General features: G+C 66.7%; 26 protein-coding genes. 14 read left to right on the top strand and 12 right to left on the bottom strand.

From position 1 onward, the window contains the following. The first annotated feature begins 74 nt into the window (after nt 1-74). Together ASE63_RS20150 and ASE63_RS20145 are read left to right on the top strand one after the other, a co-directional pair. Nucleotides 75-1,037 (top strand): phosphatase PAP2 family protein, encoded by a 963-nt coding sequence (locus ASE63_RS20150; protein WP_056805543.1) that lies wholly within the window; start codon nt 75-77, stop codon nt 1,035-1,037. Nucleotides 1,038-1,116: 79 nt separating this feature from the next. Beyond that, nucleotides 1,117-2,241, top strand: a complete 1,125-nt coding sequence (locus ASE63_RS20145) for a PQQ-dependent sugar dehydrogenase (RefSeq protein WP_056805540.1) — start codon at nt 1,117-1,119, stop codon at nt 2,239-2,241. A 4-nt stretch (nt 2,242-2,245) separates the two neighbouring features. On the opposite strand, the gene ASE63_RS20140 is transcribed toward ASE63_RS20145, so the two are convergent. The 3 genes from ASE63_RS20140 to ASE63_RS20130 all read right to left on the bottom strand — a co-directional run bounded on the left by ASE63_RS20140 (nt 2,246) and on the right by ASE63_RS20130 (nt 3,708). Then, complete coding sequence (locus ASE63_RS20140) at nt 2,246-3,016, bottom strand: class I SAM-dependent methyltransferase (protein ID WP_056805537.1); 771 nt, start codon at nt 3,014-3,016, stop codon at nt 2,246-2,248. 5 nt (nt 3,017-3,021) lie between these two features. After that, nucleotides 3,022-3,378, bottom strand: a complete 357-nt coding sequence (locus ASE63_RS20135; RefSeq protein WP_056805534.1) for a DMT family protein — start codon at nt 3,376-3,378, stop codon at nt 3,022-3,024. Between the two features lie 69 nt (nt 3,379-3,447). Then, entirely contained in the window at nt 3,448-3,708 is a 261-nt protein-coding gene (locus ASE63_RS20130; RefSeq protein ID WP_056805532.1) for a SemiSWEET transporter, read from the bottom strand. Between the two features lie 134 nt (nt 3,709-3,842). Here ASE63_RS20130 and ASE63_RS20125 point away from each other — a divergent pair, with 134 nt between their 5' ends. The 6 genes from ASE63_RS20125 (at nt 3,843) to ASE63_RS20100 (ending at nt 9,277) form a co-directional block, all read left to right on the top strand. Next, nucleotides 3,843-5,039: a lytic murein transglycosylase gene (locus ASE63_RS20125; RefSeq protein WP_056805529.1), complete on the top strand. Its 1,197-nt coding sequence runs from the start codon at nt 3,843-3,845 to the stop codon at nt 5,037-5,039. Between the two features lie 134 nt (nt 5,040-5,173). Next, nucleotides 5,174-5,566, top strand: a complete 393-nt coding sequence (locus tag ASE63_RS20120) for a RidA family protein (RefSeq protein ID WP_056805525.1) — start codon at nt 5,174-5,176, stop codon at nt 5,564-5,566. A gap of 104 nt (nt 5,567-5,670) precedes the next feature. Continuing rightward, complete coding sequence (gene leuB / locus ASE63_RS20115) at nt 5,671-6,780, top strand: 3-isopropylmalate dehydrogenase (RefSeq protein ID WP_056805522.1); 1,110 nt, start codon at nt 5,671-5,673, stop codon at nt 6,778-6,780. Nucleotides 6,781-6,975: 195 nt separating this feature from the next. Continuing rightward, nucleotides 6,976-7,932 (top strand): protein-methionine-sulfoxide reductase catalytic subunit MsrP, encoded by a 957-nt coding sequence (msrP, locus tag ASE63_RS20110; RefSeq protein ID WP_056805521.1) that lies wholly within the window; start codon nt 6,976-6,978, stop codon nt 7,930-7,932. Between the two features lie 69 nt (nt 7,933-8,001). Further along, the gene (locus ASE63_RS20105) at nt 8,002-8,565 is read left to right on the top strand and encodes a methylated-DNA--[protein]-cysteine S-methyltransferase (RefSeq protein WP_056806142.1); all 564 of its coding nucleotides are present in this window, start codon (nt 8,002-8,004) and stop codon (nt 8,563-8,565) included. A 157-nt stretch (nt 8,566-8,722) separates the two neighbouring features. Further along, on the top strand, nt 8,723-9,277 hold the full coding sequence (locus tag ASE63_RS20100) for an NADPH-dependent FMN reductase (RefSeq protein ID WP_056805519.1): 555 nt from the start codon (nt 8,723-8,725) through the stop codon (nt 9,275-9,277). 695 nt (nt 9,278-9,972) lie between these two features. Here ASE63_RS20100 and ASE63_RS20095 read toward each other — a convergent pair. The 3 genes from ASE63_RS20095 to ASE63_RS20085 all read right to left on the bottom strand — a co-directional run bounded on the left by ASE63_RS20095 (nt 9,973) and on the right by ASE63_RS20085 (nt 13,031). Continuing rightward, nucleotides 9,973-10,863 (bottom strand): LysR family transcriptional regulator, encoded by an 891-nt coding sequence (locus ASE63_RS20095; protein WP_056805517.1) that lies wholly within the window; start codon nt 10,861-10,863, stop codon nt 9,973-9,975. Nucleotides 10,864-11,004: 141 nt separating this feature from the next. Continuing rightward, on the bottom strand, nt 11,005-11,970 hold the full coding sequence (trxB, locus tag ASE63_RS20090; RefSeq protein WP_056805514.1) for a thioredoxin-disulfide reductase: 966 nt from the start codon (nt 11,968-11,970) through the stop codon (nt 11,005-11,007). A 77-nt stretch (nt 11,971-12,047) separates the two neighbouring features. Next, nucleotides 12,048-13,031, bottom strand: a complete 984-nt coding sequence (locus tag ASE63_RS20085) for a mitochondrial fission ELM1 family protein (protein WP_200962598.1) — start codon at nt 13,029-13,031, stop codon at nt 12,048-12,050. Nucleotides 13,032-13,154: 123 nt separating this feature from the next. Here ASE63_RS20085 and ASE63_RS20080 point away from each other — a divergent pair, with 123 nt between their 5' ends. Next, nucleotides 13,155-13,619 (top strand): Lrp/AsnC family transcriptional regulator, encoded by a 465-nt coding sequence (locus ASE63_RS20080; RefSeq protein ID WP_056805509.1) that lies wholly within the window; start codon nt 13,155-13,157, stop codon nt 13,617-13,619. A 3-nt stretch (nt 13,620-13,622) separates the two neighbouring features. Here ASE63_RS20080 and ASE63_RS20075 read toward each other — a convergent pair whose 3' ends face one another. Together ASE63_RS20075 and ASE63_RS20070 are read right to left on the bottom strand one after the other, a co-directional pair. Further along, nucleotides 13,623-14,240, bottom strand: coding sequence for a hypothetical protein (locus tag ASE63_RS20075; protein ID WP_156410502.1), 618 nt, complete (start codon nt 14,238-14,240; stop codon nt 13,623-13,625). Nucleotides 14,241-14,325: 85 nt separating this feature from the next. Beyond that, nucleotides 14,326-14,835: a hypothetical protein gene (locus tag ASE63_RS20070; RefSeq protein WP_056805501.1), complete on the bottom strand. Its 510-nt coding sequence runs from the start codon at nt 14,833-14,835 to the stop codon at nt 14,326-14,328. Nucleotides 14,836-14,960: 125 nt separating this feature from the next. On the opposite strand from ASE63_RS20070, the gene ASE63_RS20065 reads away from it, so the two are divergent. Then, nucleotides 14,961-15,563, top strand: a complete 603-nt coding sequence (locus tag ASE63_RS20065; protein WP_056805498.1) for a MarC family protein — start codon at nt 14,961-14,963, stop codon at nt 15,561-15,563. Between the two features lie 135 nt (nt 15,564-15,698). On the opposite strand, the gene greA is transcribed toward ASE63_RS20065, so the two are convergent. From greA to ASE63_RS20050, 3 genes are all read right to left on the bottom strand, one after another. Next, nucleotides 15,699-16,175 (bottom strand): transcription elongation factor GreA, encoded by a 477-nt coding sequence (gene greA / locus ASE63_RS20060; RefSeq protein WP_056806139.1) that lies wholly within the window; start codon nt 16,173-16,175, stop codon nt 15,699-15,701. A 100-nt stretch (nt 16,176-16,275) separates the two neighbouring features. Continuing rightward, on the bottom strand, nt 16,276-19,638 hold the full coding sequence (carB, locus tag ASE63_RS20055) for a carbamoyl-phosphate synthase large subunit (RefSeq protein ID WP_056805495.1): 3,363 nt from the start codon (nt 19,636-19,638) through the stop codon (nt 16,276-16,278). A gap of 148 nt (nt 19,639-19,786) precedes the next feature. Then, complete coding sequence (locus ASE63_RS20050; protein WP_156410501.1) at nt 19,787-21,001, bottom strand: MFS transporter; 1,215 nt, start codon at nt 20,999-21,001, stop codon at nt 19,787-19,789. 155 nt (nt 21,002-21,156) lie between these two features. On the opposite strand from ASE63_RS20050, the gene ASE63_RS20045 reads away from it, so the two are divergent. The 4 genes from ASE63_RS20045 (at nt 21,157) to ASE63_RS20030 (ending at nt 24,681) form a co-directional block, all read left to right on the top strand. Then, nucleotides 21,157-21,513, top strand: coding sequence for a helix-turn-helix transcriptional regulator (locus ASE63_RS20045; protein ID WP_056805489.1), 357 nt, complete (start codon nt 21,157-21,159; stop codon nt 21,511-21,513). 141 nt (nt 21,514-21,654) lie between these two features. After that, nucleotides 21,655-22,716 (top strand): methyltransferase domain-containing protein, encoded by a 1,062-nt coding sequence (locus ASE63_RS20040; protein ID WP_056806135.1) that lies wholly within the window; start codon nt 21,655-21,657, stop codon nt 22,714-22,716. Between the two features lie 169 nt (nt 22,717-22,885). Continuing rightward, nucleotides 22,886-24,211, top strand: coding sequence for a hypothetical protein (locus ASE63_RS20035; protein ID WP_244491491.1), 1,326 nt, complete (start codon nt 22,886-22,888; stop codon nt 24,209-24,211). 65 nt (nt 24,212-24,276) lie between these two features. After that, entirely contained in the window at nt 24,277-24,681 is a 405-nt protein-coding gene (locus tag ASE63_RS20030) for a GtrA family protein (protein ID WP_056805483.1), read from the top strand. 205 nt (nt 24,682-24,886) lie between these two features. Here the strand turns inward: ASE63_RS20030 and ASE63_RS20025 are convergent, their stop codons facing one another. Beyond that, entirely contained in the window at nt 24,887-26,683 is a 1,797-nt protein-coding gene (locus ASE63_RS20025; RefSeq protein WP_280137456.1) for an arylsulfatase, read from the bottom strand. Between the last annotated feature and the right edge of the window lie 61 nt (nt 26,684-26,744).

Below are 26,744 nucleotides of genomic sequence, written 5' to 3'. Positions count from 1 at the left end.
CTTTAACCAATCGCATTGACCTGGCCGAAAGGGCTTTGGGCTAGGTAACGCTCCGTGGGCAACGGGGCGTCGAGATGCGTGAGCAGGAAAGCGGCAGGGTAGAGCGCGCGAACCGGGTCGCCTGGAGCGTGATCGCTCTCGTTCTCGCCGCCGACCTGGTGTGGCTGAGCTTTGCCAGCCTGTCGGTTGCCCCCCTCTCGCTCGCAGGGCCTCTGGCAGCGGCGGCGGCCCTGGCCGCCGCGGCCTGGTACTACCGCACGAAGCGGGCCGAAACGAAGCTCGCCGACGCGCTGGATTGCACCGGCCAGATGACCGCCTTCATGGCGGGTGGCGCGCTGCTGTCCTATCTGATGGCGACGCTTGGGCTGCCCTTGCAGGACGCCGCCTTTCAGGCAGCGGATCGCGCGCTGGGGCTGGACTGGCTCGCCTATCTCAAGGCGGTGGACGCCAGGCCCTGGCTCGGAACGCTGTTTTCCCTCGCCTATGCGAGCTTCATCCCTCAGGTCCTGATCCTCATCCTCGGCCTCTGTTTCACGGGCCGGGGCGATGCGGCGCGCATCATGGTGCTGGCGATGATCCTCTCGGGTGCGGTGACGATCGTGATCTCCGGCTTCCTGCCGGCGATGGCCATGTTCGTCCATCTCGGGCTCGGCCCGGCGGATTATCCCAATCTCTCTCCGGGAGCGTCCTTCGTGCATGTCGCGGACATGCAGGCCCTGCGTGCCGGAGCGCCGTTCACGCTCGATATCGGCCGGGCCGAGGGCATCATCACCTTTCCCTCCTACCATGCCGCGCTCGGGCTGATCATGCTGCTGGCGGCCTGCGCGCATCCCTGGCTGCGCTGGCCCTTCGTCCTGCTCAACCTGGCGATGATCGCCGCAACGCCGATCGATGGCGGGCATTACTTCGTCGATGTTCTGGCCGGGCTCGCCATCGCCTGGGCAGCACATCTGGCGGCTGGCCGCATCGTTGCAGTCAAGGCCGCTGCCCGGCCCGAGATCGGCTTCGCCGCTTCGCAGGTTCTCGCAAAGCCGTGATCCGCCGGCCTTCGCGGTTGCGCGAAGAGCGGGCATGCCTATCTCGGTTGGCATGACCCCAAGCCTGCGGAGCCCGGCCATGCGACTTTCGACCCCGATCCTGGCGCTTGCCGCCGCGCTTCTGGCCGCCGGTTCCGGGCAGGCCCAGCAGCGCTTTGCGTCGAGCGCGGGAGAGCTTACCGTCGAGACGGTGGCGAGCGGGCTCGAGCATCCCTGGGGCCTCGCCTTCCTGCCGGACGGACGCATGCTGGTGACCGAGCGGCCGGGCCGGCTCAGGCTGGTCGGCACGGACGGCAAGCTTTCCCCGCCGATCACGGGGGTCCCCAATGTCGCCGCGCGCGGGCAGGGCGGGCTGCTCGACGTCGCGCTCGATCCCGGTTTTGCCCAGAACCGGACGGTCTACCTCTCCTTCGCCGAGGCGCGAGCCGGCGGCAGCGGCACCAGCGTGGCTCGTGCGAGGCTGAACGCACGCGGCACGGCGCTGGAGGGTGTGAGCGTGATCTTCCGGCAGATGCCGACGGTCAGCAGCAACCTGCATTTCGGCTCGCGGCTGGTCTTCGACCGCAGCGGCGCGCTCTTCGTCACGGTAGGCGACCGCTACAGCCAGCGCGACCAGGCGCAGAACCCGGCCAACCATATCGGCAAGATCATGCGCATTCGTCCCGAGGGCGGCGCCGCGGAGGGCAACCCCAAGGTCCAGGGCTGGCAGCCGGAGATCTGGTCGATCGGCCACCGCAATGTGCAGGGCGCCGCCCTCCACCCGCAGACGGGCCAGCTCTGGACCGCCGAGCACGGCGCGCGCGGCGGCGACGAGGTCAACACGCCCAAGGCCGGCCGCAATTATGGCTGGCCGGTGATTACATTCGGCATCGACTATTCGGGCGCGAAGATCGGGGAGGGGACAGCCAAGGCCGGCATGGAGCAGCCGCTGCTTCACTGGGACCCCTCGATCGCGCCTTCGGGCGCCGCCTTCTACACCGGCGCGGTCTGGCCGGCCTGGAAGGACTCGCTGTTCGTCGGCGCGCTGGCGGGCTCGATGCTGGTGCGGCTCTCGACGCAGGGCGAGAGCGTGACCGGACAGGAGCGCCTGCTGGAAGGTCTCGGCGAGCGCATCCGCGATGTCAGACAGGGCCCGGACGGCTTCATCTACCTGCTCGCGGATTCGTCCGAGGGCAAGGTGCTGCGGGTGCGGCCGGCGAAGTAGCGGTTCAGCGGATCTCAGCCAGCCGCGTGTCCTGTGACAGCACCAGGCACCAATGCGGCTCGAAATCGGCGCCGAGCGGCCAGATCCAGTCCTTGAAGATGTCGAGCATGTGCGTTTGGTAGCGCTCGAACCAGTTGCGCTGGCAAAGCACGAACTTGGCCGCGCCGACGATGGTCTCGCGGTCGATGATGCAGAGCGGTACGATCTCCGGATTGGCCTCGAGAAAGGCCTGCACCGCGACCATCAGCGTCGGGTAGCCGGGGTGGAGCATGTCGTCGAGGACGATCAGTCCGCCCTCGCCCAGGCAGGCGGTGGCGAGCGCGAGGTCCTTCGCCAGCGCCGCCCGCGAATGCTCCCCGTCGATATGGATCAGCCGCAGCCTCGTGCCGCCGGCATGCGCGACGAGGTCGGCCGGGGCCATCTCGCCGGCATTGGCCTTGATCGTGCGGCGGCGCTGCGCTGCGATGCCGTGGCGCTCGCAATTGGCCTCGAAGCGCTGTTCGACGCTCGCGTCGGGCCATTCGAAGATGTCGAGCGCCAGCGCAAGCTCGCCGGGCTCGAGTGCATGGGCGAGCGCGATGAAGAAGCGGCCCTCGAAGGCCCCGATCTCGGCGATCGGCCCTGCGACGTCTTCCTCGCTCTGCAGGCGCAGCAGGCGCGCGCAGATCGCGGCCGCGAAGCGCGAGGACATGCCCGGCACGCGGTCGTAGCCATCCGCCAGATAGGCCTCGACCGCCTGATGGCCGGGGGAGGGGATCGTCGTGCTCTTGCTCATCGGCGTCAGGCCTTCGCCTGGAAGATGAAGAAGGCGCCGGCCGCGATCAGGGTGAAGCCGACGGCATGGTGCCAGGTCAGGGCCTCCTTGAGCCAAAACACCGAGAACCCGGCGAAGACGGTCAGGGTGATGACCTCCTGCATCGTCTTGAGTTCGGCGGCGGAGTAGACCGCGGAGCCGATGCGGTTGGCCGGTACGGCCAGCATGTATTCCGGCAGCGCGATCATCCAGCTGGCCAGGATCGCGAGCCAGATCGCCGTGCTCTTGTAGCTGAGATGCCCATACCAGGCGAAGGTCATGAAGATGTTCGAGCCGATCAGCATGGCGATGGGCAGGACATGGGCGGTGGTCAAAGCGGGCATGTCGGGCTCTTTCGCGGGCGATGGGCCGAGAAGGCGGTTTCCGGATGTCGGCGCGGGCAATGCAACGCTTCAGCCGAAGCGCAGTTTCATCGTCACGATCGTCAGGACCAGGATCAGCGTCAGCGTGTTGGCGAGGATGATCGGCCCGGAACCGAGCTGAACTCCATAGGTGAGCCAAAGCGCGGTGCCAGCGGCAAAGAGCGATTGCGTCCAGAGGGAGATGGCGCGGGTGTCGCGCGTGGTGATGGTGCGCCAGGCCTGCGGCAGCCAGCACAGGCTGGTCAGGGCCGCGGCGGCAAAGCCGAGGAGCTCGATCGAGGCGGACGACATGGCGGCGCAGTTCCAGCTTGGAAGACCGCTCTTCATAAGCGGATTCGCGGCTTTGTGCCGCAGATTCGCGATGATTAACCTCCCTTAACCGCGGCGCCCTAGTTTCGCGTCATTCCCTCGATTCGGTGGAGACCATGCGCGCTTTTCATTTTGCCCTGCCTCTCGCCCTTCCTCTCGCACTGTTCGCTTCGGCGGCTTCGGCCCAGGGCAAGTTCCAGTCCTGCCTGTCGGGCCTGCGCTCCGCCGCCGCGGAGCGGGGCGTTTCGGGGACGACCTTCGACAGGGCCATGGCGGGCGTCGAGCCCGAGATGAAGGTCATCGAGGCGATGAACAACCAGCCGGAGTTCAAGACGCCGATCTGGGACTATCTCGGCACGCTGGTCGACGAGGAGAAGGTCGCCGAAGGGCGCGCAATGCTGCGCCAGCACGCCTCGACGCTGGCCGCCGCCGAGAAGCGCTTCGGCGTCGACCGGCACACCATCGCTGCAGTCTGGGGCGTGGAGAGCGATTTCGGCAATGCAAAGGGGCGCTGGCCGCTGGTGCAGTCGCTTGCCACGGGCGCCTGCCTCGCGCCGCGGCGCAACGCCTTCTTCCGCGGCGAGTTGATCGCGACGCTCCAGATCATCCAGCGCGGCGACCTCAGGCCCGAGCAGTTGATGGGGTCCTGGGCGGGTGCCTTCGGCCATACCCAGTTCATCCCCTCGACCTATATGCGGCTCGCGGTGGATGGCGACGGCGACGGCCGGCGCGACCTGGTCGATTCGATCCCCGATGCGCTGCATTCGACCGCGAACTTCATGGCCAAGGCCGGCTGGGTGACCGGCGCGACCTGGGGCTACGAGGTCCGCGTGCCGCGCGGCTATTCCGGCAATAGCGGCCGCAACCCGAAGCGCCCGGTCTCGCACTGGGCCGGGCAGGGCATCGTCAAGTTCGACGGCTCGGCGCTGAACGGCACCGGCAATGCCGGGCTCCTTATGCCGGCCGGCCGCAACGGCCCGGCCTTCCTCGTCTTCAAGAACTACGACGCGGCCTACAGCTACAACGGCGCGGATTCCTACGCGCTCGCCATCTCGCTCTTGTCCGACCGCCTCCGCGGCAGGCCGGGCGTGCAGGGCGACTGGCCGACCGACGACCTGCCGCTCTCGCGCGAGCAGCGCCGCGAACTGCAGCGCCTGCTGATCGCCCGCGGCTACGATGTCGGCGAGCCGGACGGTGCCGTGGGTTCGCTGACCCGGGCCGCTATCCGCGACATCGAGGGCAAGATCGGCATGCAGCAGACCGGCCGGCCCGGCGAGAAGGTGCTGCGCGCGCTGAAGGGCGGGCGCCTCTGAGTTCCACGTCATGCTCGGGCTTGACCCGGGCACCTCCTGACATGGAGTCTCCAGAACCTATCCTGCCGGAGATTCTCGGGTCTGCGCTTCGCTCCGCCCGAGAATGACGGCAAGTTCCTAGCTCCGGAGCCTTCATGACCCGCCGCCTGATTTCCACCGGCTCGCCCTTCGAGTCCGCCTTCGGCTATTCGCGCGCCGTGATCGACGGCGACCTCGTCTTCGTCTCCGGCACGACCGGCTACGACTACGTCACCATGACGCTGCCGGAGGATGTCGCCGAGCAGGCGCGCAACATCTTCCGCACGCTGGATGCGGTGCTGGCCGAGGCCGGCTCCTCGCTGGCCCGGGTGGTGCGGGCCCAGTATTTCGTCACCGACCGCAGCTATTGCGAGCCGGTGCTCGGCGTCTGCGGCGAGGTGTTCGGCGACATTCGCCCGGCGGCCGGCATGTATGTCGTCGCCGGCCTGCTGAAGCCCGAGATGAAGGTCGAGATCGAGGTCACGGCGCGGCTGCTGCAGACGGCCTGAATTGATATCGAGGGAGGGCAGGGCTGCATCGCCGCGCTTGCGCGCCGGGTCCGGCCCTCGTAATCACCCCGCCAACGCAAACATGTGAAGGCGAGGCGACGACCATGGCGACCCACAAGCTCCTGTTGCTCCCCGGCGACGGCATCGGCCCCGAAGTGGCGGCGCAGGTCGAACAGATCGTCACCTGGTTCGACAAGCAGGGCGTCGCGTCCTTCGAGATCGAGAAGGGCCTCGTCGGCGGCGCGGCCTATGACGCGCATAAGCAGGCGATCTCGGAAGGCGACATGAAGCTCGCCCAGGATGCCGACGCCGTGCTGTTCGGCGCCGTCGGCGGGGCGAAATGGGCGGACGTGCCCTATCAGCACCGGCCCGAGGCCGGCCTGCTGCGCCTGCGCAAGGATCTCGGCCTGTTCGCCAACCTGCGTCCGGCGATCTGCTATCCGGCGCTGGCCTCGGCCTCCTCGCTGAAGCCCGAGGTCGTCGAGGGCCTCGACATCCTGATCGTGCGCGAGCTGACCGGCGGCGTCTATTTCGGCGAGCCGAAGGAGATCGTCACGCTGGAGGACGGGCAGAAGCGCGGCGTCGACACGCAGCTCTACACCACCGGCGAGATCGAGCGGATCACGCGCGTCGCCTTCGAGCTGGCGCGCACCCGCCGCAACAAGCTCTCCTCGGCGGAGAAGCACAACGTCATGAAGACCGGCGTGCTCTGGAAGCAGACGGTCACCGCGCTGCACGCCAAGGAATACGCGGATGTCGAGCTCGAGCATGTGCTCGCCGACAATTGCGCGATGCAGCTGGTGCGCTGGCCGAAGCAGTACGACGTCATCGTCTGCGACAACCTCTTCGGCGACATCCTCTCCGACGTCGCGGCGATGCTGACCGGCTCGCTCGGCATGCTGCCATCCGCCTCGCTCGGCGCCGAGGACCCGGCCACCGGCAAGCGCAAGGCGCTCTACGAGCCCGTCCACGGCTCGGCGCCCGACATCGCCGGCAAGGGCCTCGCCAACCCGATCGCGATGATCGGCTCGTTTGCCATGGCTCTGCGCTATTCCTTCGGCGCGGGCGAGGCGGCGGACCGGCTCGAGGGCGCCATCGCCGACGTGCTCGGCTCCGGCACCCGCACCAAGGACATCGCCGCACCGGGCGCCAACGCCGTCTCGACCAGCGAGATGGGCCAGGCGATCATCAAGGCGCTCGAAGCGCGCGGCTGAGGCTTCCAGCCGTCATCGCGAGCTTAAGCGAAGCAATCCAGGGGGGCGGGGAGCTCTGCCGCTTCTGGATTGCTTCGTCGCTTTCGCTCCTCGCAATGACGGAAAGTGACGCATCGTCCGCTCTCCCGCTCGTGACTTGCGGGTGGGGCAGGGCCGGCGCAGACTCGCAGCATCTGAAACGGAGCATGTCCGTCGATGCTGATCAAACACCGTCCTGGCTGGGAAATGCCCGAGAGCCAGGCCACGCCCGAATCCGTCTTCCTGAACCGCCGTGCCTTCATCGCCGGCGGTGCCGGGCTGATCGCGGCGAGTTCCCTGCCGAAGATCGCCGCCGCGCAGGGGCCGGACCCGACCGCCGACCTGTACCCGGCGAAGAAGAATGCCGCCTACACGCTCGACCGGCCGGTGACCGACGAGGAACTCGCGGCGAACTACAACAATTTCTACGAGTTCGGCGGGTCGAAGGACATCGTGGCCGCGTCCAAGAAGCTGGCGACGCGGCCCTGGACGGTCTCTATCGGAGGCATGGTGGAAAAGCCTTTCGAGATCGGCTTCGACGATCTCGTGCGCAAGCTGCCGCTGGAGGAGCGACTTTATCGATTCCGCTGCGTCGAGGCCTGGTCGATGGCCGTGCCCTGGACCGGCATCCCGCTGAAGGCCTTCGTCGATTTCGCGAAGCCGCTCTCGGATGCGAAATACATTCGCTTCGAGACCTTCCTGAATCCGCGCATGGCGCCCGGCCAGATGCAGCGCTGGTATCCCTGGCCCTATACGGAGGGGTTGACCATCGCCGAGGCGACCAATGAGCTGCCGCTGCTCGTCACCGGAATCTACGGCAAGCCGATACCGACCCAGCACGGCGCGCCGCTCCGGCTGATCGTGCCGTGGAAATACGGATTCAAGTCGGTGAAATCGATCACCAAGATCAGCTTCGTGGCCGAGCGTCCCAAGACCTTCTGGGAGGGGCTGCAGGCCTCGGAATACGGCTTCTGGGCCAATGTGAACCCGGCCGTTGCCCATCCGCGCTGGAGCCAGGCCAGCGAGCAGGTGCTGGGATCGCGCGAGCGCAAGCCGACCCTGCTGTTCAACGGTTATGGCGAGCAGGTCGCCGGCCTCTACAAGGGGCTCGAGGGCGAGAAGCTCTACATGTGAGGGGCGGCGCCAGGCGCGGTCACCGCTTGGGGATGACGGAGCGTCCGGCAATGGCCTATGCTGCGGGGCATGCAGCATTACCGCCTCTTCGACACTGAGATCGGCGCCTGTGCGCTCGTGTGGCAGGCCGGTCGCATCATCGGCGCGCAGTTGCCCGAGAAGGACGAGGAGACCGCCCGGCAGCGGCTGGTGCGGCGCTTCCCGCAGGCCAGCGAGGCCGAGCCGCCCGATTTCGCGGCGGCGGCGATCGCCGACATCAAGGCGCTGCTCGGCGGCGAGCCGCGCGATCTCTCGCATCTGCCGGTGGACCTCGCGAGCGTCCCGGAATTCAACCGCAGGGTCTATGAGGTGGCGCTCGCGATCCTGCCCGGGGAAACGCTGACCTATGGCGAGGTCGCGGCCCGGATCGGGGAGCCGGGAGCCGCCCGTGCCGTCGGCGTGGCGCTCGGCCAGAATCCGTTCCCGATCATCGTGCCGTGTCATCGCGTGCTGGCGGCGGGCGGCAGGACCGGCGGCTTCTCCGCGGATGGCGGCGTCGAGACCAAGCTCAGGATGCTGACGATCGAGAAGGCGCGGACCAGCAAGCTGCCCGGCCTGTTCGACGACCTGCCGCTGGCGGCACGGCCGCGCTGAGCCGCACAAGCGCGCCGCGCTGCGTCATACCCTGATCAGCTTCATCCGAAAGGCGGCTTCCGCTTTGCGGCCCGATGTCGGACTGTCCGAACCCGGAGCCGCTCCGGTGCGTTCCCTCCCGGTCCCTTTCCTTTCTTTCTGTTCGCGAGGCTTCTTCATGGCTCAGTTCAAGCTCGCCGTTATCGTCGGCAGCAACCGCAAGGCGTCCATCAATCTCCGGCTGGGACGGGCGCTGGCGAAGCTCGGCGAGGGCTCGTTCACGTCGCGTTTCTCGCGGATCGACGACCTGCCGCTCTACAATCAGGATCTCGAGGCGGAGGCCTGGCCTGAGAACGCAACGCGGCTGAAGCGCGAGATCGAATCGGCGCAAGGCGTGCTGGTCGTCACGCCCGAGCACAACCGCTCGATTCCGGCGGTGCTCAAGAACGCGATCGACTGGGCGGCCAGGCCTTCGGGCAAGGGCGTCTGGGGCGGCAAGCCGGTGGCGATCATCGGCGCGAGCCCGGGCTCCGTCGGCACGGCCTGCGCCCAGCAGCACCTGCGCGACATCCTCGGCAACCAGGGCGCGCTGGTGATGGGCGGGCAGATGTTCATCACCTACAAGGACGGGGCGATCGACGATCTCGACGCCGTGACGAACGAGGCGACGCGCGAGTTCCTGCAGAAGTTCATGGACAGGTTCGCCGGGCTGGTCGGCAAGCTCGCTGCGTAGACACCGCTTTTGCCGTTGCGACCGTCCAAGGCAGCCAACGCTATACCTGCTCCTGGATTGCTTCGCGGCGTCTGTCCTTGGGCCTGCCAAAGGCAAGACTCGGGGGCTCGCAATGACAGGAAAAGGCGGCGTTCAGCCAAAAAAAGGGCCGGCGTCCCGTGAGGGAGCCGGCCTTGAAAGTTTGAAACATTCGGCTCAAACGCCAAACATCTCAGAGGGGAACGGCTGAAACGAACTCGATGCCGGGAGGAGATAGCAGAGCCCGTTCCGAACAACCGTGATTGCTATATCGGACAGCACCTGCCTTTTTGCAATGCAGCATTTCTTGGGTCCGCCATGCACAAATTGCATGCGCTGCGGCTAATCGTCCAAGATTGGCGCTAAATTATTGATAAACATGCGTGTAGCGCAGCCATCGCTCGCGGACGGCCCAGCTTTTTCAAGCGTTCGCTGTACTTCTGCCCAAGTCGGGGGCAGGGCTGCCGCTGCATCATGCAATCGGAGGATGCGCGACGAAATGAGCGTGAACCCGCGCTGACCGCTCGGCCAGCCATCATGGAATCAGCGCTGCCGGCGGACGCCAGCCGTCATTCCAGGCTCTTCGCTTTGCGAAGTCCCGGAATGATACGCGGTTTTGTGAAGTCAGCCCGCTTCGTCAATGACGGGGAGGGCGTTCCAATCTGATCGGCACGCGATCAATAGGTCCAGCGTTGGGCCTTCTGGATCAGGAAGTCGCGGAAGACCTGGACGCGGGCGACCGACTTCATCTCCTCAGGATAGACCAGATAGCTCTCGAGCTGCGGCATCTCGGTCTCGCGCATCAGCTGCACGAGCGGGGAGCCGGTCTCGATCAGGTAATCCGGGAGCACGGCGATGCCGGCGCCCGAATCGACCGCGCGCTTCATCGCGGTGATGTTGTTGACCGTCAGATGGATCGGGCGCGGGTTGCGTGGGTCGCGCCCGAGCGTGCCGAGCCAGTGCACGGCCGTGAGGTAGGATGGCGAGGTGCCGCCGAAGGAGAGCAGGCGGTGGTTGTCGAGATCCTCATGCGCCTTGGGTTCGCCGAAGCGCTTCACATAGGCCGGCGAACCATAGACGTGGAAATGCACGGTGAAGAGCTTGCGCTGGATCAGGTCCGGCTGCTGCGGCTGGCGCAGGCGGATCGCGATGTCGGCCTCGCGCATCGAGAGGTCGAGCTCCTCGTCCGTCAGGATGAGATCGACCTTGATGTCCGGGTAGAGGTCGAGGAACTCTGCCAGCCGCGGTGTCAGCCAATGTCCGCCGAGGCCGCGCGTGGCTGTGACCTTGAGTTCGCCCGACGGGTGCTCGCGGGTCTCGGAGAGCTGCGAGCGCGTGCGTTCAAGCCGCTGCGTCATCTCGCGTGCGGCGCGCCAGAGCAACTCGCCCTGCTCGGTCAAGATCAGCCCGCGCGTGTGCCTGTGGAACAGCGGCGCGCGCAATTCCCGCTCGAGCGCGCCGATCTGGCGGCTGACGGCCGATTGACTGAGGCCCAGAACATCGCCAGCCTTGGTGAAGCTGCCGGACTCCGCGACCGTATAAAAGATCCTGATGCGGTCCCAATCCACCGCGTTTCCCCCGTTATGCGTTTGATGCATGTTGGGGGGCAGAATCGTTCTACGTCAACGCCTCAGGAGCAAGTGCTTCGGTTTTTCGCACTGAATCTGGTTACAAAATCCATCACGTTCTGTGATGAATCCTCCACATACCTATTCAGCGGCCTTGAGGTGCTCCAGTTCGACGGCCTGGAGCCAGCGTTCGGCATCGAGCGCGGCCATGCAGCCCAGCCCTGCGGCCGTCACCGCCTGGCGGTAGTGCTCGTCGGTGACGTCGCCCGCCGCGAAGACGCCGGAAATGTTGGTGTTGGTGGTCCCGGCCTCGACTGTGAGATAGCCGCTCTCGTTCATGGCGAGCTGGCCGGCGAAGAGCTCGGTCGCCGGCTTGTGGCCGATGGCGATGAAGACGCCGTCGGTCTTCAGTTCGCTCTCGGCGCCGGTCTTGAGATTACGCAGCCGCAGATGCGTGACGTTGGGGGGCTCGGTGCCACCGCAGATCTCGGCGATCTCGCTGTCCCAGACAACCTCGATCTTCGGGTGCTTGAACAGGCGCTCCTGCATCACGCGCTCGGCACGCAGCGAATCGCGCCGATGGACCAGCGTGACCTTGGCGGCCAGGTTGGCGAGATAAAGCGCCTCCTCGACGGCGGTGTTGCCGCCGCCGACGACCACGACATCCTTATTGCGGAAGAAGAAGCCGTCGCAGGTGGCGCAGGCCGAGACGCCGAAGCCCTGGAAGGCCTGTTCGGAGGGCAATCCCAGCCATTTGGCCTGGGCTCCGGTCGCGATGATCAGCGCATCGCAGGAATAGGTTTCGCCGCCATCGCCCCACATCCGGAAGGGGCGCTGCGAGAGGTCGACGCGGGCGATGTGGTCGGAGACCATCTTCGTGCCCATGTGCTCGGCCTGGGCGCGCATCTGCTCCATCAGCCACGGACCCTGGATCACGTCGGCGAAGCCCGGATAGTTCTCGACATCCGTCGTGATCATCAGCTGGCCGCCGGCCTGCAACCCTGAGATCAGCACCGGCTCCAGCATGGCGCGGGCGGCGTAGATCGCTGCGGTGTAGCCGGCCGGGCCCGAACCGACGATCATCACGCGGGCATGTGTGTGGGCCATGGTCTGAGCTTCCTGTTCCTGCGGCCTCTGTCACATACGATGCCGACCGGCCGATGCAAGTCGGCGGGGCGTCGCTGTCAGGCGATGCCGAGCTCGCGCCTGTGCATAAGCCAGCCCCGGCGCACCGCAGCGGCGATTTCCTGCGTCGAGTCGACCGGCGCATAGCGGCTGCCGGCGAGCTGCCCCTCGAAATGATGTACGGCACCCTCGCGCTTCAGCGCCTCGAGGAAGGCCGCCAGCTTGCGATGGCCGCCATGCGGCTCGAAGACGAGGAGCGGCGCGCCTGTCGCCGTCGCCTCGCCGATCATGTTGGTGGAATCGGCCGTGACCACGACGGCGTCGGCATTGGCCAGCAGCGCGACGTAAGGGTTTTCGCCCGTGCCGTCCCACCACCAGCCGCCATGGTGGGCGAAAACCCTGGCGACGGCAGCGTCGAGCGCGGCGGGGGTGCGGCGCGAGCGCGAGCCCATCAGTGCGACGCCCGACGCGGCCAGCGCATCGAGCCCCTTGGCAAAACGCGCGACGTCCTCAGGGCGGAAGCGATGATGCCGGCTGTCGCCGCCGACCAGCACCGCGGCGCGCGGCGAGGGTAGGGCGGCGATCGCGGTGGGCGGGTTGGCACGGGCCCCAGTCAGGCGCTCGGGTGCGAGCCGGTGCGGCGAGGTCGTCGTGACGAGCACGTTGTCGCCGCGCAGGCGGTCATGGCGGGCGACCCAGATCAGGTCTGCGGCGCCGGCGCCGATGCGCGGATCCTTCAGGATCACCGTGAAGGTCGCGCCGTTCGAGGCTTTGCGCACCGCACGGACATAGGGAATCGCGCGCCGCCCCGAGGCGATCAGGATGTCGGGGAAGGGTGGGCGGATCGGGCTGTCCGGCCGCTCGGGCCCCTCGCGTGGGTCGATCGGGCCGCGCGGCATAAGCCAGGCGAAGGGCTTTCGCGGCGCGATCCGGCGGATTTCCGGCGTCACGCCGAGCCGTTCGGCGACGCCGAGGCACTGGACCTCGTCCCCGGCCTTGCCATCGGTCAGCACCCAGACGGTCGGGGTCGGTTCGGCGGGCAAGGCAGGCTCCTCCTCGATCGATCGCCCTCAGTCTTCGTCCTGAGGAGGTCCTTCGTCGCGGCTCGCGCCTTGTATCGCCCGGTCGCTGCGTCTACACCAGCGCGACTTTTTCCGGGGCCCGGCGTGCGATCCAAACTCGACGATATCGACCTGCGCATCCTGCGCGAACTGCAGGCGGACGGGCGCATGACCAATGTCGAGCTGGCGAGCCGCGTCGGCATCTCGCCGCCGCCCTGCCTGCGCCGGGTCAGGGCGCTGGAAGAGGCCGGGCTGATCACCGGCTATCGGGCCCAGCTCGACGAGCGCAAGCTTGGGCTGGACGTGGTCTGCTTCGCTTTCGTGCATCTGGCGAGCCAGGCCGAGGCCGATCTCCAGGCCTTCCAGTCACGCATCCGGGCCTGGCCCGCCGTGCGCGAATGCTGGACGCTCTCGGGCGACATCGACTTCGTGCTGAAATGCGTCGCGACCGATCTCAAGGCCTTCCAGGACTTCGTCGGCGAACTGACGGCCTTGCCCAATGTGCGCAATGTCCGCACCGCGCTCGCGCTCGACCGCGTCAAGGACGAGCCGATCGTGCCGTTCGGCTGACGGTCAGCTTTCGCCGTTGCGCCGGAAGAAGCCGTTGACGGATTTGCCGTCCAGGACGAAGTCGAAATCGGCAGCGCCATCGGCGCGCATCTTCATGGACATGCTGCCGCCGTCGCCGACACGGAATGAAAGGGTCTTCGCCGTGGCGCGGATGGCCGTCGCCGGATAGGTGTGGCCCCGATAGCTGTAGGTGATGCCAGCATCGCCGATGACGAGCATCATCCGCTCGGGGCGGCCCCAGCGTCCGGACCAGGATGCCGGAATGCGGGCGGCGGCCGAGCTTGCAACGGCTCTATGGGAGGTCGCACGCGACAGCACCCCGGTGCCGGCCCCGCGTTGGGGGTGGGTGAAGCTGTAATCGACCTTGTCGCCCGCTGCCGGTTTCAGCTCGACGATCGCGGCGGAGCCCGGCGAGAATGTGACGCGATCGGGCGAGACCGAACTATAGGCGATCGAGACCGAACGCCCCGAGAAGCGGTAGGTCGTGACCCGTCCTCCCTCGATGACGACGGCCACGGATGCGCCGGTGTCGAGACGGCCGACCCAGGTGCCGTTCCAGTCCATGGCCTGGGCTTGGGATGCAAAGGCGAGCATGACAGCAACCACCGGGCCGTGTCGCATCAAACCCTCCCGGTAGATGACGTTAGGTCATCGTAGATGGGAAGGCATGGATTGCAAGCCCGTGCGGAGGCCCGCCGCTGCGGGATCAGCCGCCGAGGTAGCGCTTGATCCAGAGCGCGTTGTTCTCGATCAGGGCGGCGACGCGGCGCTGGTCGACATCGGGGCGGTACCAGGCGCCGCCGGAGCTCGCATCGACCACCGACAGGACCGGGAAGCTCTGCAGCACCTGGCCGCGCGGGCCGAGCACCGCGACGTCGCTGTCGAAATTGTCGTTGCTGCCGCCGCCGCCGGACGGCTTGCCGCCGCCGCTGCCGCCGGCGTAGCTCGAGAGCCAGACGCCCTTGACGGTCACCAGCAGGGTGGCACCGGCGCCGCGCCGGTAGAGCGGCCCCAGCGTCGTCGCGAGCTGGCGCTCCATCGCCACCCGGATGAGCTGCGCGTTCTCGCCCCAGCCCTGGGCGGCGATGCGGGTGGTATCGACGCGAATCGCGCCGATTGCGCGGCCTTGCGCCTGTGCGTCGCGTGCGTGCAGCGGTACGAGCGCGAGCGCCGCACCCGACAATCCGAGCGAGAGGAGATTTCGGCGCGTGGTCATCGGCTTGCTCCTGCGGTCAGGCCCAAAATGTAATCCCGGCCGGGCGTTTATCCAAGATGTCCCCTGACGCCCTTGGGGCGCGGCCGCTGGCGTGCTTAATGCGTGCGCAAGGGGAAGGGGCACGGATGTTCACTGAATTCGTCAAGCTGTGGGTCGTGATCGACCCGATCGGCACTTTGCCGGTTTTTCTGGCGGTCACGGCCGGCATGGGCGCGGCGGCTGCACGCGCGGTGGCGCTGCGCGGGATCCTGGTCGCCTTCGGCGTGCTGGTGTTCTTCGTCGCGGGCGGCCAGATCCTGCTCACGGCGATGGACATCGCCCTGACCTCCTTCGAGATCGCCGGCAACATCGTACTTTTCCTGTTCGCTCTGACGATGATCTTCGGCGAATCGAAGCTGGAGGAAGACGAGAAGCTGATGCGCTCGTCCGATCTCGAGAGGGCCGTCTATCCGCTCGCCATCCCGAGCATTGCCAGCCCGGGCGCGATGCTGACGGTGATGACCGTGACCGACAATTCCAGCGTGGACCTCCGCGAGCAGGCCGAAACCGTCCTGCAGGTGGCGGTCATCCTGGCGATGACGCTCGGGCTGATGCTGATGGCCCACCGCATCATCGCGCTGATCGGCAATGCCGGCGCCAGCGTCATCAGCCGCGTGATGGGCCTGGTCCTCGCAAGCGTCGCGGTCGACGGTATCATCAAGGCGATGCGCGAGGTTCTGGCGGGGTAGGCGGAGACCACGCGGTTCGTCATGGCCGGGCTTGTCCCGGCGATCTTTGCCGGTCCAGACCCGTGTTCAAGACGTGGATGCTCGCCACAAGGGCGAGCATGGCGGTGTGTGCGAACTGGAGAAAGCCCGTCTTTCTCAGCGGAAGTCGACGCTGACGACCTCGTAGGACTTGCCGCCGCCGGGGGTGTTGACCTGCACGGAGTCGCCGACCTTCTTGCCGATCAACGCGCGTGCGATCGGCGAGCCGATCGAGACCTTGCCGGACCGCACATCCGATTCGGGCTCCCCGACGATCTGGTAGCTCTTCTCTTCCTCGGTATCGTCGTCGATCAGCTTGACGGTCGCGCCGAACTTGATCGTGTCGCTGCCGGCGAGCTTGGCAATGTCGATGATGTCGGCCCGGCCGACCAGCGATTCGAGCTCCTGGATGCGGCCTTCATTGAGAGCCTGCGCTTCCTTGGCGGCGTGGTATTCGGCATTCTCCGAGAGATCACCATGGGCGCGCGCCTCCGAGATCGCCTGGATGATGCGCTGGCGCTGCACCTGCTGGCGATCCTTGAGTTCGGCCTCCAGAGCGGCGAAGCCGCCGGGGGTCAGCGGAACCTTTTCCATCATCTCGTCCCATCATTCGAAAGCGGGAGCCCACCGGCAGCTGCTCTGCTGCCCGCGCCCCGCTTCCTGTCGTTCATAAAACTTCGTCGGCTTGCCGTTTTCAGGCTGCGCGCACGAAGTAGGATTGCAGTGACCGTACCTCGAGATCGCCACTGCAATAGGCCTTGATGCCTTCCGCCGCCGCGATCGCACCTGCCAAGGTGGTATAATAGGGCACCTTGTGCAAGAGGGCCGTTCGACGGAGCGAACGCGAATCCGCCAGTGCCTGCGGGCCTTCCGTGGTGTTGAAGATCAGCTGGATTTCGCCGTTCTTGATGGCGTCGACGACATGCGGGCGGCCTTCCAGCACCTTGTTGATCTTGGCGGCCGGGATGCCCTCCTCCTGGAGCAGGCGCAGCGTCCCGCCGGTCGCAAGCACGCGGAAGCCGAGATCGGCCAGCATGCGGACGCTCTCGACGATGCGCGGCTTGTCGTCGTCGCGCACGGAGACGAAGAGCGTGCCCTTCACCGGGACCTTCGAGCCCGCGCCGAGCTGGCTCTTGGCGAAGGCGATGTCGAAGGAGCGGTCGAGGCCGATGACCTCGCCGGTCGAGCGCATTTCCGGGCCCAGCAGCACGTCGACGCCGGGGAAACGCGCGAAGGGGAACACCGCTTCCTTGACGCCGACATGGCCGAGCGCCGCCGGCTTCAAACCAAAGCTCGCGAGGCTCTCGCCGGCCATGATCCGCGCTGCGATCTTGGCGACGGGAATGCCGATGACCTTGGCGACGAAGGGCACCGTGCGCGAGGCGCGCGGGTTGACCTCGAGCACATAGATCTCGCCGTCCTTGATCGCATACTGGACGTTCATCAGGCCGCCGACATCGAGCGCCAGCGCCATCGCCTTGGTCTGGCGCTCCAACTCGGCGATGGTTGCCAGCGAGAGCGAGCGCGGCGGCAGCGAGCAGGCCGAGTCGCCCGAATGGATGCCGGCCTCCTCGATATGCTCCATGATGCCGGCGATGAACGCGTCCTTGCCGTCGGCGAGGCAGTCGACATCGACCTCGATCGCATCCGAGAGATAGCGGTCGAACAGCAGCGGGTTCTTGCCGAGGACCGTGTTGATCTGGCCGGTCTTGTCGTTCGGGTACTTGGCCTTGACCTCGGAGGGGATCAGCGAGGGCAGGGTGCCGAGCAGATAATCCTCGAACATCGCCTCGTCGCGGATGATCGCCATGGCGCGACCGCCGAGCACATAGGACGGCCGGACGACGAAGGGCAGGCCGAGCTCGGCCGCGATCATGCGGGCCTGCTCGACCGAATAGGCGATGCCGTTCTTCGGCTGCTTGAGCTGCAGCTTGTCGAGCAGGCGCTTGAAGCGGTCGCGGTCCTCGGCGAGGTCGATCGCATCCGGCGAGGTGCCGAGGATCGGGATGCCGGCAGCCTCCAGCGCGTTCGCCAGCTTCAGCGGGGTCTGGCCGCCGAACTGGACGATGACGCCGTGGAGCGTGCCGTTCTGCTTCTCGGTCTCGAGGATCTCGAGCACGTCCTCGGCGGTCAGCGGCTCGAAATAGAGCCGGTCCGAGGTGTCGTAGTCGGTCGATACGGTCTCGGGGTTGCAGTTGACCATGATGGTCTCATAGCCCGCATCCTTCAGCGCGTAGCAGGCGTGGCAGCAGCAATAGTCGAACTCGATGCCCTGGCCGATGCGGTTCGGGCCGCCGCCGAGGATGACGACCTTTCCGCGGTCGGAGGGCTGGGCCTCGTCGGCGGCCTTGCCCATGAAGGGCATGGCATAGGTCGAGTACATGTAGGCGGTTGGCGAGGCGAACTCGGCGGCGCAGGTGTCGATGCGCTTGTAGACCGGGCGGACGGCGAGCGACTTGCGCAGCGCCGTGACCTCGGCCTCGGTCTTGCCGGCGACGGCGGCGAGGCGCTTGTCGGAGAAGCCCATCGCCTTGACCTGGCGGAAGGCGCCCGGCGTCTGCGGCAGGCCGTGCTTGCGGACCTTCTCCTCGGTGTCGACGATCTGGCGCATCTGCTCGAGGAACCAGGGGTCGATCTTGCAGCTCTCATGGATCTGCTCGTCGGTGAAGCCGAAGCGCATCGCCTGGGCGACCTGAAGGATGCGGTCGGGCGTCGGGGTCGAGAGCGCGGCCTTGATCGCGTTCTTGTCGTCGCCCTTGCCCATCCCCTCGATCTCGATCTCGTCGAGGCCGTCGAGGCCGGTCTCCAGCGAGCGCAGGGCCTTCTGGAGCGATTCCTGGAAGGTGCGGCCGATCGCCATGGCTTCGCCGACCGACTTCATCGCGGTGGTCAGCGTCGGCTCGGCGCCCGGGAACTTCTCGAAGGCGAAGCGCGGGATCTTGGTGACCACGTAGTCGATCGTCGGCTCGAAGGAGGCCGGCGTCGCGCCGCCGGTGATGTCGTTCTCGATCTCGTCGAGCGTGTAGCCGACGGCGAGCCTGGCCGCGACCTTGGCGATCGGGAAACCGGTCGCCTTCGAAGCCAGAGCCGAGGAGCGCGAGACGCGCGGGTTCATCTCGATGACGATCATGCGGCCGGTCTCGGGATCGACCGCGAACTGCACGTTCGAGCCGCCGGTCTCGACGCCGATTTCGCGCAGCACCGCCAGCGAGGCGTCGCGCATGATCTGGTATTCCTTGTCGGTCAGCGTCAGCGCCGGCGCGACCGTGATCGAATCGCCGGTGTGGACGCCCATCGGGTCGAGGTTCTCGATCGAGCAGACGATGATGCAGTTGTCCGCCTTGTCGCGGACGACCTCCATCTCGTACTCCTTCCAGCCGAGCACGCTCTCCTCGATCAGGATCTCGCTGGTGGGGGAGGCATCGAAGCCGCGCTCGCAGATCTCGATGAACTCGCCCTTGTTGTAGGCGATGCCGCCGCCGGTGCCGCCCATGGTGAAGGACGGGCGGATGATCGCGGGCAGGCCGATGTCGTCCAGCGCGTCCAGCGCCTGGCCCAGCGACTTCACATGGTGCGAGCGCGGGGTCGAGAGGCCGATCTTGGTCATCGCCTCGCGGAAGAGTTCGCGGTCCTCGGCCTTGTCGATAGCCTCGGCGGTGGCGCCGATCATCTCGACGTCGAACTTCTCGAGGACGCTGATCTTGCTGCCATCCGGTTGAACGATCGACTTCTGGTTCAGCGAGAGGGCGCAGTTCAGCGCGGTCTGGCCGCCCATGGTCGGCAGCAGCGCGAAGCCGCCGGGCAGGACGTTGCGCTCCTTCTCGATGATCTTGGCGACGATCTCGGGGGTGATCGGCTCGACATAGGTCGAGTCGGCCAGCTCCGGATCGGTCATGATCGTGGCCGGGTTCGAGTTGACCAGCACGATGCGGTAGCCCTCGGCCTTGAGCGTCTTGCAGGCCTGGGTGCCGGAATAATCGAACTCGCAGGCCTGGCCGATGATGATGGGGCCTGCGCCGATGATCAGGATGGTCTTGATGTCTGTGCGCTTGGGCATGGGGCTCGGCTCTGTCTCGGACAAGGGCGCGCACCACCTGCCGTCCGATCATGCGAGCGGGCCGGTGCGAGCGCCTGAAATGAATGCTAGGCGCTCGCTATAGAGGGGAGGAGCGGCGGGGGAAAGCTAAAACCGCTCCCTGCCCGTCTCAGCGCACAGGCTGGGCGGCCTGATCCAGCGGTTCGATCTCCAGGGCACGGGGAGTCGGACGCCGCCGGCGCATGGCGATGACCAGCACGGCGAGGGCTGCGATCTCGCAGGCGGCGCCGACGAATCCCAATGGCCAGGTGCCGCCGTTGCGCAATGTCTGCTGGCCCAGCGCCGCGCCGGCGGCATTGCCGAGATAGAGCGCGGAGGCGTTGAGCGAGAGCGCCACGACAGTGGCGTCGGGGGCCATCGCGGCGAGCCTCGACATCTGCGAGGGATGGCCGGCCCAGCCGGCCCCGCTCCAGACCAGCATGACGACCGGGATGACGAAGATCGCCGTCGTGGGCGGAAGCGTGACGGCCGCGAGCGAGGCACCGAACAATGCGAGCGCCAGCACGCCCAGCACGACGATGAGGGTCCGCTCCGGGCCGAAGCGGTCGCTGGCGATGCCGCCGATCTGGTTGCCGAGCGCCGAGCCTATCCCTGAGACGACCAGGGCCGCCCCGAGCCAGGGGCCGGCGATCCCGGCATGGGCGGCGAGGAAGGGGGCGATATAGGTGTAGAGCGTGAAGGCGCCGGTGGTCCACAGCATGGTCGTGGCGAGCGCCAGCAGGATGTCGCCCCGGCGCGCCACGGCGAGCCGCTCCCTCATGGAACTGGCGCCACGCGGCAGTCCCGATGGCAGTTTCACGAGCAGGCCGGCGAGCGCCAGCAGGCTGAACAGCGCAACCAGCAGGAAGGCGAGGTGCCAGCCGCCGAAGCCGACGACCGCGGTCCCGAACGGCACGCCGAGGATCAGCGAGACCGTCATCCCGCCGGTGACGAGCGCGATGGCGCGGCCGCGCCGCTCGGCCGGGACCAGCGCGACCGCGACGGCATTGGCGGCCGGCATGTAGACGCCCGCCGCCAGGGCCATGACCACGCGCGCCGCCATGACCAGCGTGAAGTCGCTCGCCAGCGCCGCGCCGAGATTGGCGAGGCCGAAGACCGCCATCGCACCCGCCAGCACGGTCTTGCGGTCGATCTTGCCGAACAGGGTGGAGAGCACGGGGGAGCCTACCGCATAGGCCAGCGCGAAGATCGTGATCAGCAGGCCAGCCGTGTCGACCGAGGCGCGTAGTCCCGCCGAGAGATCGGGCAGGATGCCGGTGATGATCAGCGTGCCGGTGCCGATGGCGAAGGCGCCGCCGGCAAGCCAGAGGAGGCGGGTATCCATGGCAGCGTCCTTGCTTACCGGGAAAGGCGCGAGCGGCGGCGCCTCGATCAATTTCAATGGTTTTTGAATTTAGGAGGCTGCGATCCGGCGTCAAGGATAATTTCAATGAATGTTGAATATTGTCAGGAGCGCGGCGACCTCTTATCTGTGAGGGGATGAAACCGGTCTTCCACCCCGATATGGACGCGGTCGAGCCGGCTGCGGTCTTCGCTGCGCTGGCCGATCCGATCCGCCTCGGCATCGTCGTCGCGCTGGCCGATGGCGTGGAGGTCGAGGCCCGCTGCGGCAGCTTCAACGATCTCGCCTCGCCCTCGCTGCTGACCTACCACTTCACCAAGCTGCGCGAGGCCGGCGTGACGCGCGCGCGGGTTGATGGAACGGCGCGGTTGATCAGCCTTCGCCGGGAGGAATTCGACCGCCGCTTTCCCGGCCTGCTCGACAGCGTGATCGAGGCGGCGCGGCGCGATCCGAACCTGCCGCGCCTCCCGGAGGGCCATCTCTGCCGGGTCTGAGAAGCCTCCTCAGGGGCACGCCAGGGGGCGGCCTTGTTGCGTTGACTCGCTTACCCTAGGGTATACCCTCCGGCTTTCCGCGATGGCGTCGAGCCGGTTCGCGCGAGCCCCGGCCACGCCCCCAACCCGAGGAGGATGGCCATGCGTGCTGCCGACTCTCAGAAAATCGATGCACTGGTCGGGCGTCTCGTCGGAGACGTCGGCGCTTCCGTCACGGGGGCGCTGATCGTGCTGGGCGACCAGCTCGGGCTCTATCGGGCGATGGCCGATGGCGAGCCGGTGACTTCGGCGCAGCTCGCAGCCAAGACCGGGCTCAAGGAACGCTATGTCCGCGAATGGCTCTCGGCCCAGGCCGCGGCGGACTATATCCAGTATGACGAGGACAGCGACGCCTTCAGCCTCTCCCCGGAGCAGGCGATGGCCTTCGCCGAGGAGGACAGCCCGGCCTTCTTCGCCGGCGCCTTCGAGATCGTCCAGTCGATGTGGGTCGACGAGCCAAAGGTCGAGGAGGCCTTCCGCAGCGGTTCGGGCCTCGGCTGGCATGAGCACAGCAAATGCCTGTTCCGCGGCACGGAGCGCTTCTTCCGCCCGGGCTACAACACCAACCTGACGACGAGCTGGATCCCGGCGCTGGACGGCGTCGAGGCGAAGCTCATGCAGGGCGCGAGCGTCGCCGATGTCGGCTGCGGGCATGGCGCCTCGACCATCCTGATGGCGCAAGCCTATCCGAAGTCGCGCTTCCACGGCTTCGACTATCACGGCCCCTCGATCGAGAAGGCGCGGGAGGAAGCAGACAGGGCGGGCGTGGGCGACCGCATCGTGTTCGAGCGGGCCTCGGCCAAGGACTTTCCGGCGAAGGGCTACGATCTCGTCGCGATGTTCGACTGCCTGCACGACATGGGCGATCCCGTGGGTGCCGGGAAGCACGTTCGCGAGACGCTCGCCAAGGACGGCACCTGGATGATCGTCGAGCCCTTCGCGCATGACCGGCTCAAGGACAATCTCAATCCGGTCGGCCGGATCTTCTACGGGGCGTCGACGATGATCTGCACGCCGGCATCGCAGTCGCAGGAGGTCGGGCTCTGCCTCGGAGCGCAGGCAGGCGAGATGCGGCTGCGCAAGGTCGCGCTCGATGCCGGCTTCTCGCGCTTCCGCCGTGCCACCGAGACGCCTTTCAACATGGTGTTCGAGGCGCGGCCCTGAGGTGGCGGGCCGGGTTTGAGCCGCTGGCGGAGGGCAGGAGGCGCCATGCGAGGCGCACCCGGCGCATTCTGCCGACCGTCCATCGTCCCGCCAATGGAGGGGTTGAGTTCCGCTGCGATTGAAGTGTAACGTTATATCATTCAGTTGCCTTCCGACCCGGAGCCTCCCCTTGCCACTTCCCTTGCCATCGTCCCGTCTCCAGGCAACCGGCCTCGGCCTTGCCGGCTGCCTGCTCGCTTCCGCCGTCATCGCCCATGATCATGCGCCGCTGCGCGGGCGGCTCGTCTTCGCCGACCATGAAAAGCCGGTGGTCCGCATCCTGGACCTCGACAGCGGCGAGATCACGCACAGCTTCGACGTGCCCAAGGCCAATCCCGGTTTTGCGGGTGTGTCCGGCGGGCGCTACGTCGTGGTGAAGACCGGCGACGAGGCCGGCACGCTGCGCATCCTCGACACCGGGCTGATCGCCGAATCGCATGGCGACCATGTCGATCTCGCCAAGGCCGAGCCGAGCCTCCTCGGCTTCATGACGAAGGGCGACCGGCCGGCCCATGTCGTTTCGGGGCAGGGGCAGCTCGCGCTGTTCTATGACGGCTTGCGCCCCTGGGAGGGCAAGAGCGAGCCCAAGGCGGTGATGGTCGCCATCGACAGCCTCGCCAAGCCGGAGCCCACGGTGATCGTCTGGCCGAGCCCGGCGCCGCAGCACGGCATTGCGGTGCCGCTGCGGGCCAGGCAATGGCTGCTCTCGGTGCCGAACCCGGCCTATGCCAAGGGGGACGACCGCACCGCGTCATCGCGGCCCAACGGTTTCGAAGTCCTCGAGGCGGACAATTGGAAGCGTCTCGCCAGCTTCAACGACCCGGCGCGGGCCGATGCCTCCTGCAAGCTCTATCACGGTTATGCGCCGGTTCGCGGCGACCGACATGTCTTCGCCTGCGCCGAGGGCGAGGGCGGGGGGCTGCTCGTTCTCTCTGCTACGGGGAAGGGCGCGAAGACGAGCTGGAGCGCGCGCAAGCTCGCCTATCCCGACGAGCGTCGCGTCAGCGCGCTCAGGTCACGCGAAAGCGGCCGCCATCTCGTCGGCAATTACGGCCTGAAGGCGCCTTATGACGCGCTGCTGCGGATCGACCCGGAGGCCAAGGCGCTTTTGCCGGAGGATGTGCTGGCGGTGCCGGGCGGGCAGGCGGCGTGCCAGTTCGAGCTCAGCGGCAACGGCAGCAGGCTCGCCAACCTCACACCGGACGGCAAGCTCAGGATCTACGAGGTCGCGCCGGCCTGGAAGGAACTGGCCTCGTTCGATGCCGTGCCGGCCTTCGACTGCGCCTATGGCGCGAAGACGCCGACGCCGGGCCTCGCCGTCTCCGCCAACAGCGCCTTCGTCAGCGACCCGACCAACGGGCGCATCCGCGAATACCATCTCGACACGCTGAAGCAGGGGCTCGACATGCCGGTCGGCGGCATGCCGGCCAATCTCGCCGGCAGCGACGCCGGCTGAGCCGGTCGCGGCGCGGGGCGAAAATAGTCGTTCGCCCCGCGCGTGCCATGATCTAGAGAGCGCGGATGCCTTTCCGCCGCTATCCGCGCCAGTTCCGCCAGCTTGCCGCCTATGGCCTCTCCGGCATCGCGGCGGCGGTGGCGCATTACGGGGTGCTGATCGGCCTCGTCGAACTCCGCGGCATGGCGCCCGTGCCGGCGACGCTGATGGGGTTCGTCGCGGGCGGCATCGTCTCCTATGCCTGCAATCGCTGGCTGACCTTCGCTGCCACGCGCACGCATGCCGAAGCGGGCTGGCGCTTCGCGCTGATCGCGGCCGGCGGCTTCGTGCTGACCGGCGTGCTGATGCATCTCTTCGTGACGAAGGCGGGCCTGCCCTATCTGCCGATGCAACTCGTCACCACGGGCATCGTGATGGCGTTCTCGTTCTTGGGGCACAAATTCTTCAGCTTTGCCGACAGGGCGAGGTGAAGGGGGCTGCTTTCGACCCGTTTGGGGCAGGGGGCGTGAGCCGACCTCAGGTCGACGGGGCGAGGGCCGGAGTGCCAGATCCGGCCCTGCTCAATCTTCCTTCTAAGGCTGCGTCGCGAGCAACTGCTCTTGTGGAACACCCGGGTGATCATGGATCCAGACCAGGCATTCATGTCAGCCGGATCTGGGCGGTCCTTGCCGGCGGTCAGTCGGACCGGCCTTTCGCGTTCTTGATCTGATCGATCACCTGGTCGAGGTTATAGCTCGCCGGGTCCTGCATCGGCGGGAAGTCCTTGTAAGACAACAGTTCCTTCATCCACAGAGCTTGGCCGATCGGCAGCATGTTCCAATCGTAGACATATGCGGTGGAGGGGGAGCCGATCGTACCCCCCATACCCATGAGCGTCTTGTATTGCGAGCCGATCGAAGTCTCGAAGGGGTCTCGCTTGATATTGACGATCTGGGCCCAGTGGAAGGGAAGCACGCCTGAGATGAATCCAGCAGGCGAATCGGACACCATCGCAAAGTAGATCTTCCAATTCTTATATCGGACGGCCGACGGTTCCTTGCCGGAATAGTAGAAAAATGTGTCGCGCGCCGATTTTTCAGAGCGCCCGAGCAGGTACTCGGTCTGGTCGACGCCATCGAGCTTTGTCTTGACGATGCCGGGATAGGCGCCGGTCATGATGCGCTGATTCAGTGCATCCCCCTTGTCTCCGCCCGCGAGGTTGACAATCGTAGGCAGCCAATCGAGCGCGGCGAAAATGTCGTTCTTGACAGCTCCCGCCCGAATGCCGCCGGCTGGCCAGCGGACCAGAAGCGGCGCGCGCATGCCGCCTTCCCACGTACTCAGCTTGCCGCCCTTAAAGGGCGTGGTGCCGCCATCCGGGAAGGTGATCGTTTCCGCCCCATTGTCGGTGGTGAAGACGACGATCGTATTGTCGAGCTGGCCCATATCCTCGAGCTTCTTGAGCACGACGCCGACATTGTCATCCAACTGCTTCATGCCGGCTTCGTTGAGACCCCAGTCCTTGCCCCCGGGCTCGCCGATCATGGCCTCGTATTTTGCCGACAGGACGGTCGTGATGTGCATGCGCGCCGGGTTATACCAAGCAAAGAACGGCTTGTTGGTTCGCCTCGGGTCGTTGCGCTCGAGGAAGTCGACAACCTTGGCGGAGATTTCCTCGTCCACCGTCTTCGAGCGCTCCAAGGTCAGCGGGCCTTCGTCCCGGCAAGTTTGATTGGCCGCCGTGCCATTGGACGACGTGCAGAACATCACCGGACGAGGCGGCGTCAGGCAAACCGACGTGCGCGGGTCCAACGCACCGGGAACCGGAGGGAGTCCGGGAATCGCCGTGTTCAAGCAAGGCGGAGCGACGGTCTGCTGGGTCGAGGTCCTGTTGATGTCGGGAAAGCTTACCCCCTGCATCGCATCGAGGTGGTACAGATAGCCCCAGAATTCTTGGAATCCGTGCGCGGTCGGCAATGCATCCGTGTGGTCGCCGAGGTGGTTCTTGCCGAACTCGCCGGTGTTGTAACCGAGGTCGAGCAGGAATTTGGCAAGCGTCGGCGTTCCGGGCCGAAGATAGGACGGGCTACCCGGCAATTGCGGCGGGATCATTCCCGTCCGCAGCGGATGCATGCCGGTGAAGAAGGCGTTGCGGCCAGCCGTGCAGCTCTGTTCGGCGTAATAGTGGGTGAAGAGTGCACCTTCATTGCCGATGCGATCAATGTTGGGCGTTTCCCCGACCATCAGGCCACGATGGTAAATGCTCGGCTGCATCAGGCCGATGTCGTCGCCCATGATGAAGAGAATGTTTGGTCGAGCGGGCGCCTGGGAAGGCGCCGGCGCTTGCGCAATGGCCGGCGTCGCTGCCGCGGCGCCGATGAGTGCGGTGGCGCCGAGGAGGCCCGCGCGGGTTCGCCCGCACCAGCCACAGAACGCGCGCCGCAAGTCGTCTTTGATGTCAGAAAGCCCACGCATCTCGGTTTCAGGTGCCATTTTCATCTCCAACATTTGCGGAATGTAAGATCTGATGAATGTAGGCCTCTGCGATAAGCGC

Source organism: Allobosea sp. Root381 (genome assembly GCF_001429395.1).
Classification (GTDB): Bacteria; Pseudomonadota; Alphaproteobacteria; order Rhizobiales; family Beijerinckiaceae; genus Allobosea.
Note: the sequence above shows the minus strand (reverse complement) of the source record. Positions and strands in the feature narration are given on the sequence as shown.

Coding starts and splice junctions, on each gene's coding strand:
- ASE63_RS20150 (WP_056805543.1), top strand. CDS start 75: ATGCGTGAGCAGGAAAGCGGCAGGGTAGAGCGCGCGAACCGGGTCGCC.
- ASE63_RS20145 (WP_056805540.1), top strand. CDS start 1,117: ATGCGACTTTCGACCCCGATCCTGGCGCTTGCCGCCGCGCTTCTGGCC.
- ASE63_RS20140 (WP_056805537.1), bottom strand. CDS start 3,016: ATGAGCAAGAGCACGACGATCCCCTCCCCCGGCCATCAGGCGGTCGAG.
- ASE63_RS20135 (WP_056805534.1), bottom strand. CDS start 3,378: ATGCCCGCTTTGACCACCGCCCATGTCCTGCCCATCGCCATGCTGATC.
- ASE63_RS20130 (WP_056805532.1), bottom strand. CDS start 3,708: ATGTCGTCCGCCTCGATCGAGCTCCTCGGCTTTGCCGCCGCGGCCCTG.
- ASE63_RS20125 (WP_056805529.1), top strand. CDS start 3,843: ATGCGCGCTTTTCATTTTGCCCTGCCTCTCGCCCTTCCTCTCGCACTG.
- ASE63_RS20120 (WP_056805525.1), top strand. CDS start 5,174: ATGACCCGCCGCCTGATTTCCACCGGCTCGCCCTTCGAGTCCGCCTTC.
- leuB (WP_056805522.1), top strand. CDS start 5,671: ATGGCGACCCACAAGCTCCTGTTGCTCCCCGGCGACGGCATCGGCCCC.
- msrP (WP_056805521.1), top strand. CDS start 6,976: ATGCTGATCAAACACCGTCCTGGCTGGGAAATGCCCGAGAGCCAGGCC.
- ASE63_RS20105 (WP_056806142.1), top strand. CDS start 8,002: ATGCAGCATTACCGCCTCTTCGACACTGAGATCGGCGCCTGTGCGCTC.
- ASE63_RS20100 (WP_056805519.1), top strand. CDS start 8,723: ATGGCTCAGTTCAAGCTCGCCGTTATCGTCGGCAGCAACCGCAAGGCG.
- trxB (WP_056805514.1), bottom strand. CDS start 11,970: ATGGCCCACACACATGCCCGCGTGATGATCGTCGGTTCGGGCCCGGCC.
- ASE63_RS20075 (WP_156410502.1), bottom strand. CDS start 14,240: ATGCGACACGGCCCGGTGGTTGCTGTCATGCTCGCCTTTGCATCCCAA.
- ASE63_RS20070 (WP_056805501.1), bottom strand. CDS start 14,835: ATGACCACGCGCCGAAATCTCCTCTCGCTCGGATTGTCGGGTGCGGCG.
- ASE63_RS20065 (WP_056805498.1), top strand. CDS start 14,961: ATGTTCACTGAATTCGTCAAGCTGTGGGTCGTGATCGACCCGATCGGC.
- greA (WP_056806139.1), bottom strand. CDS start 16,175: ATGGAAAAGGTTCCGCTGACCCCCGGCGGCTTCGCCGCTCTGGAGGCC.
- carB (WP_056805495.1), bottom strand. CDS start 19,638: ATGCCCAAGCGCACAGACATCAAGACCATCCTGATCATCGGCGCAGGC.
- ASE63_RS20050 (WP_156410501.1), bottom strand. CDS start 21,001: ATGGATACCCGCCTCCTCTGGCTTGCCGGCGGCGCCTTCGCCATCGGC.
- ASE63_RS20045 (WP_056805489.1), top strand. CDS start 21,157: ATGAAACCGGTCTTCCACCCCGATATGGACGCGGTCGAGCCGGCTGCG.
- ASE63_RS20040 (WP_056806135.1), top strand. CDS start 21,655: ATGCGTGCTGCCGACTCTCAGAAAATCGATGCACTGGTCGGGCGTCTC.
- ASE63_RS20030 (WP_056805483.1), top strand. CDS start 24,277: ATGCCTTTCCGCCGCTATCCGCGCCAGTTCCGCCAGCTTGCCGCCTAT.
- ASE63_RS20025 (WP_280137456.1), bottom strand. CDS start 26,683: ATGGCACCTGAAACCGAGATGCGTGGGCTTTCTGACATCAAAGACGAC.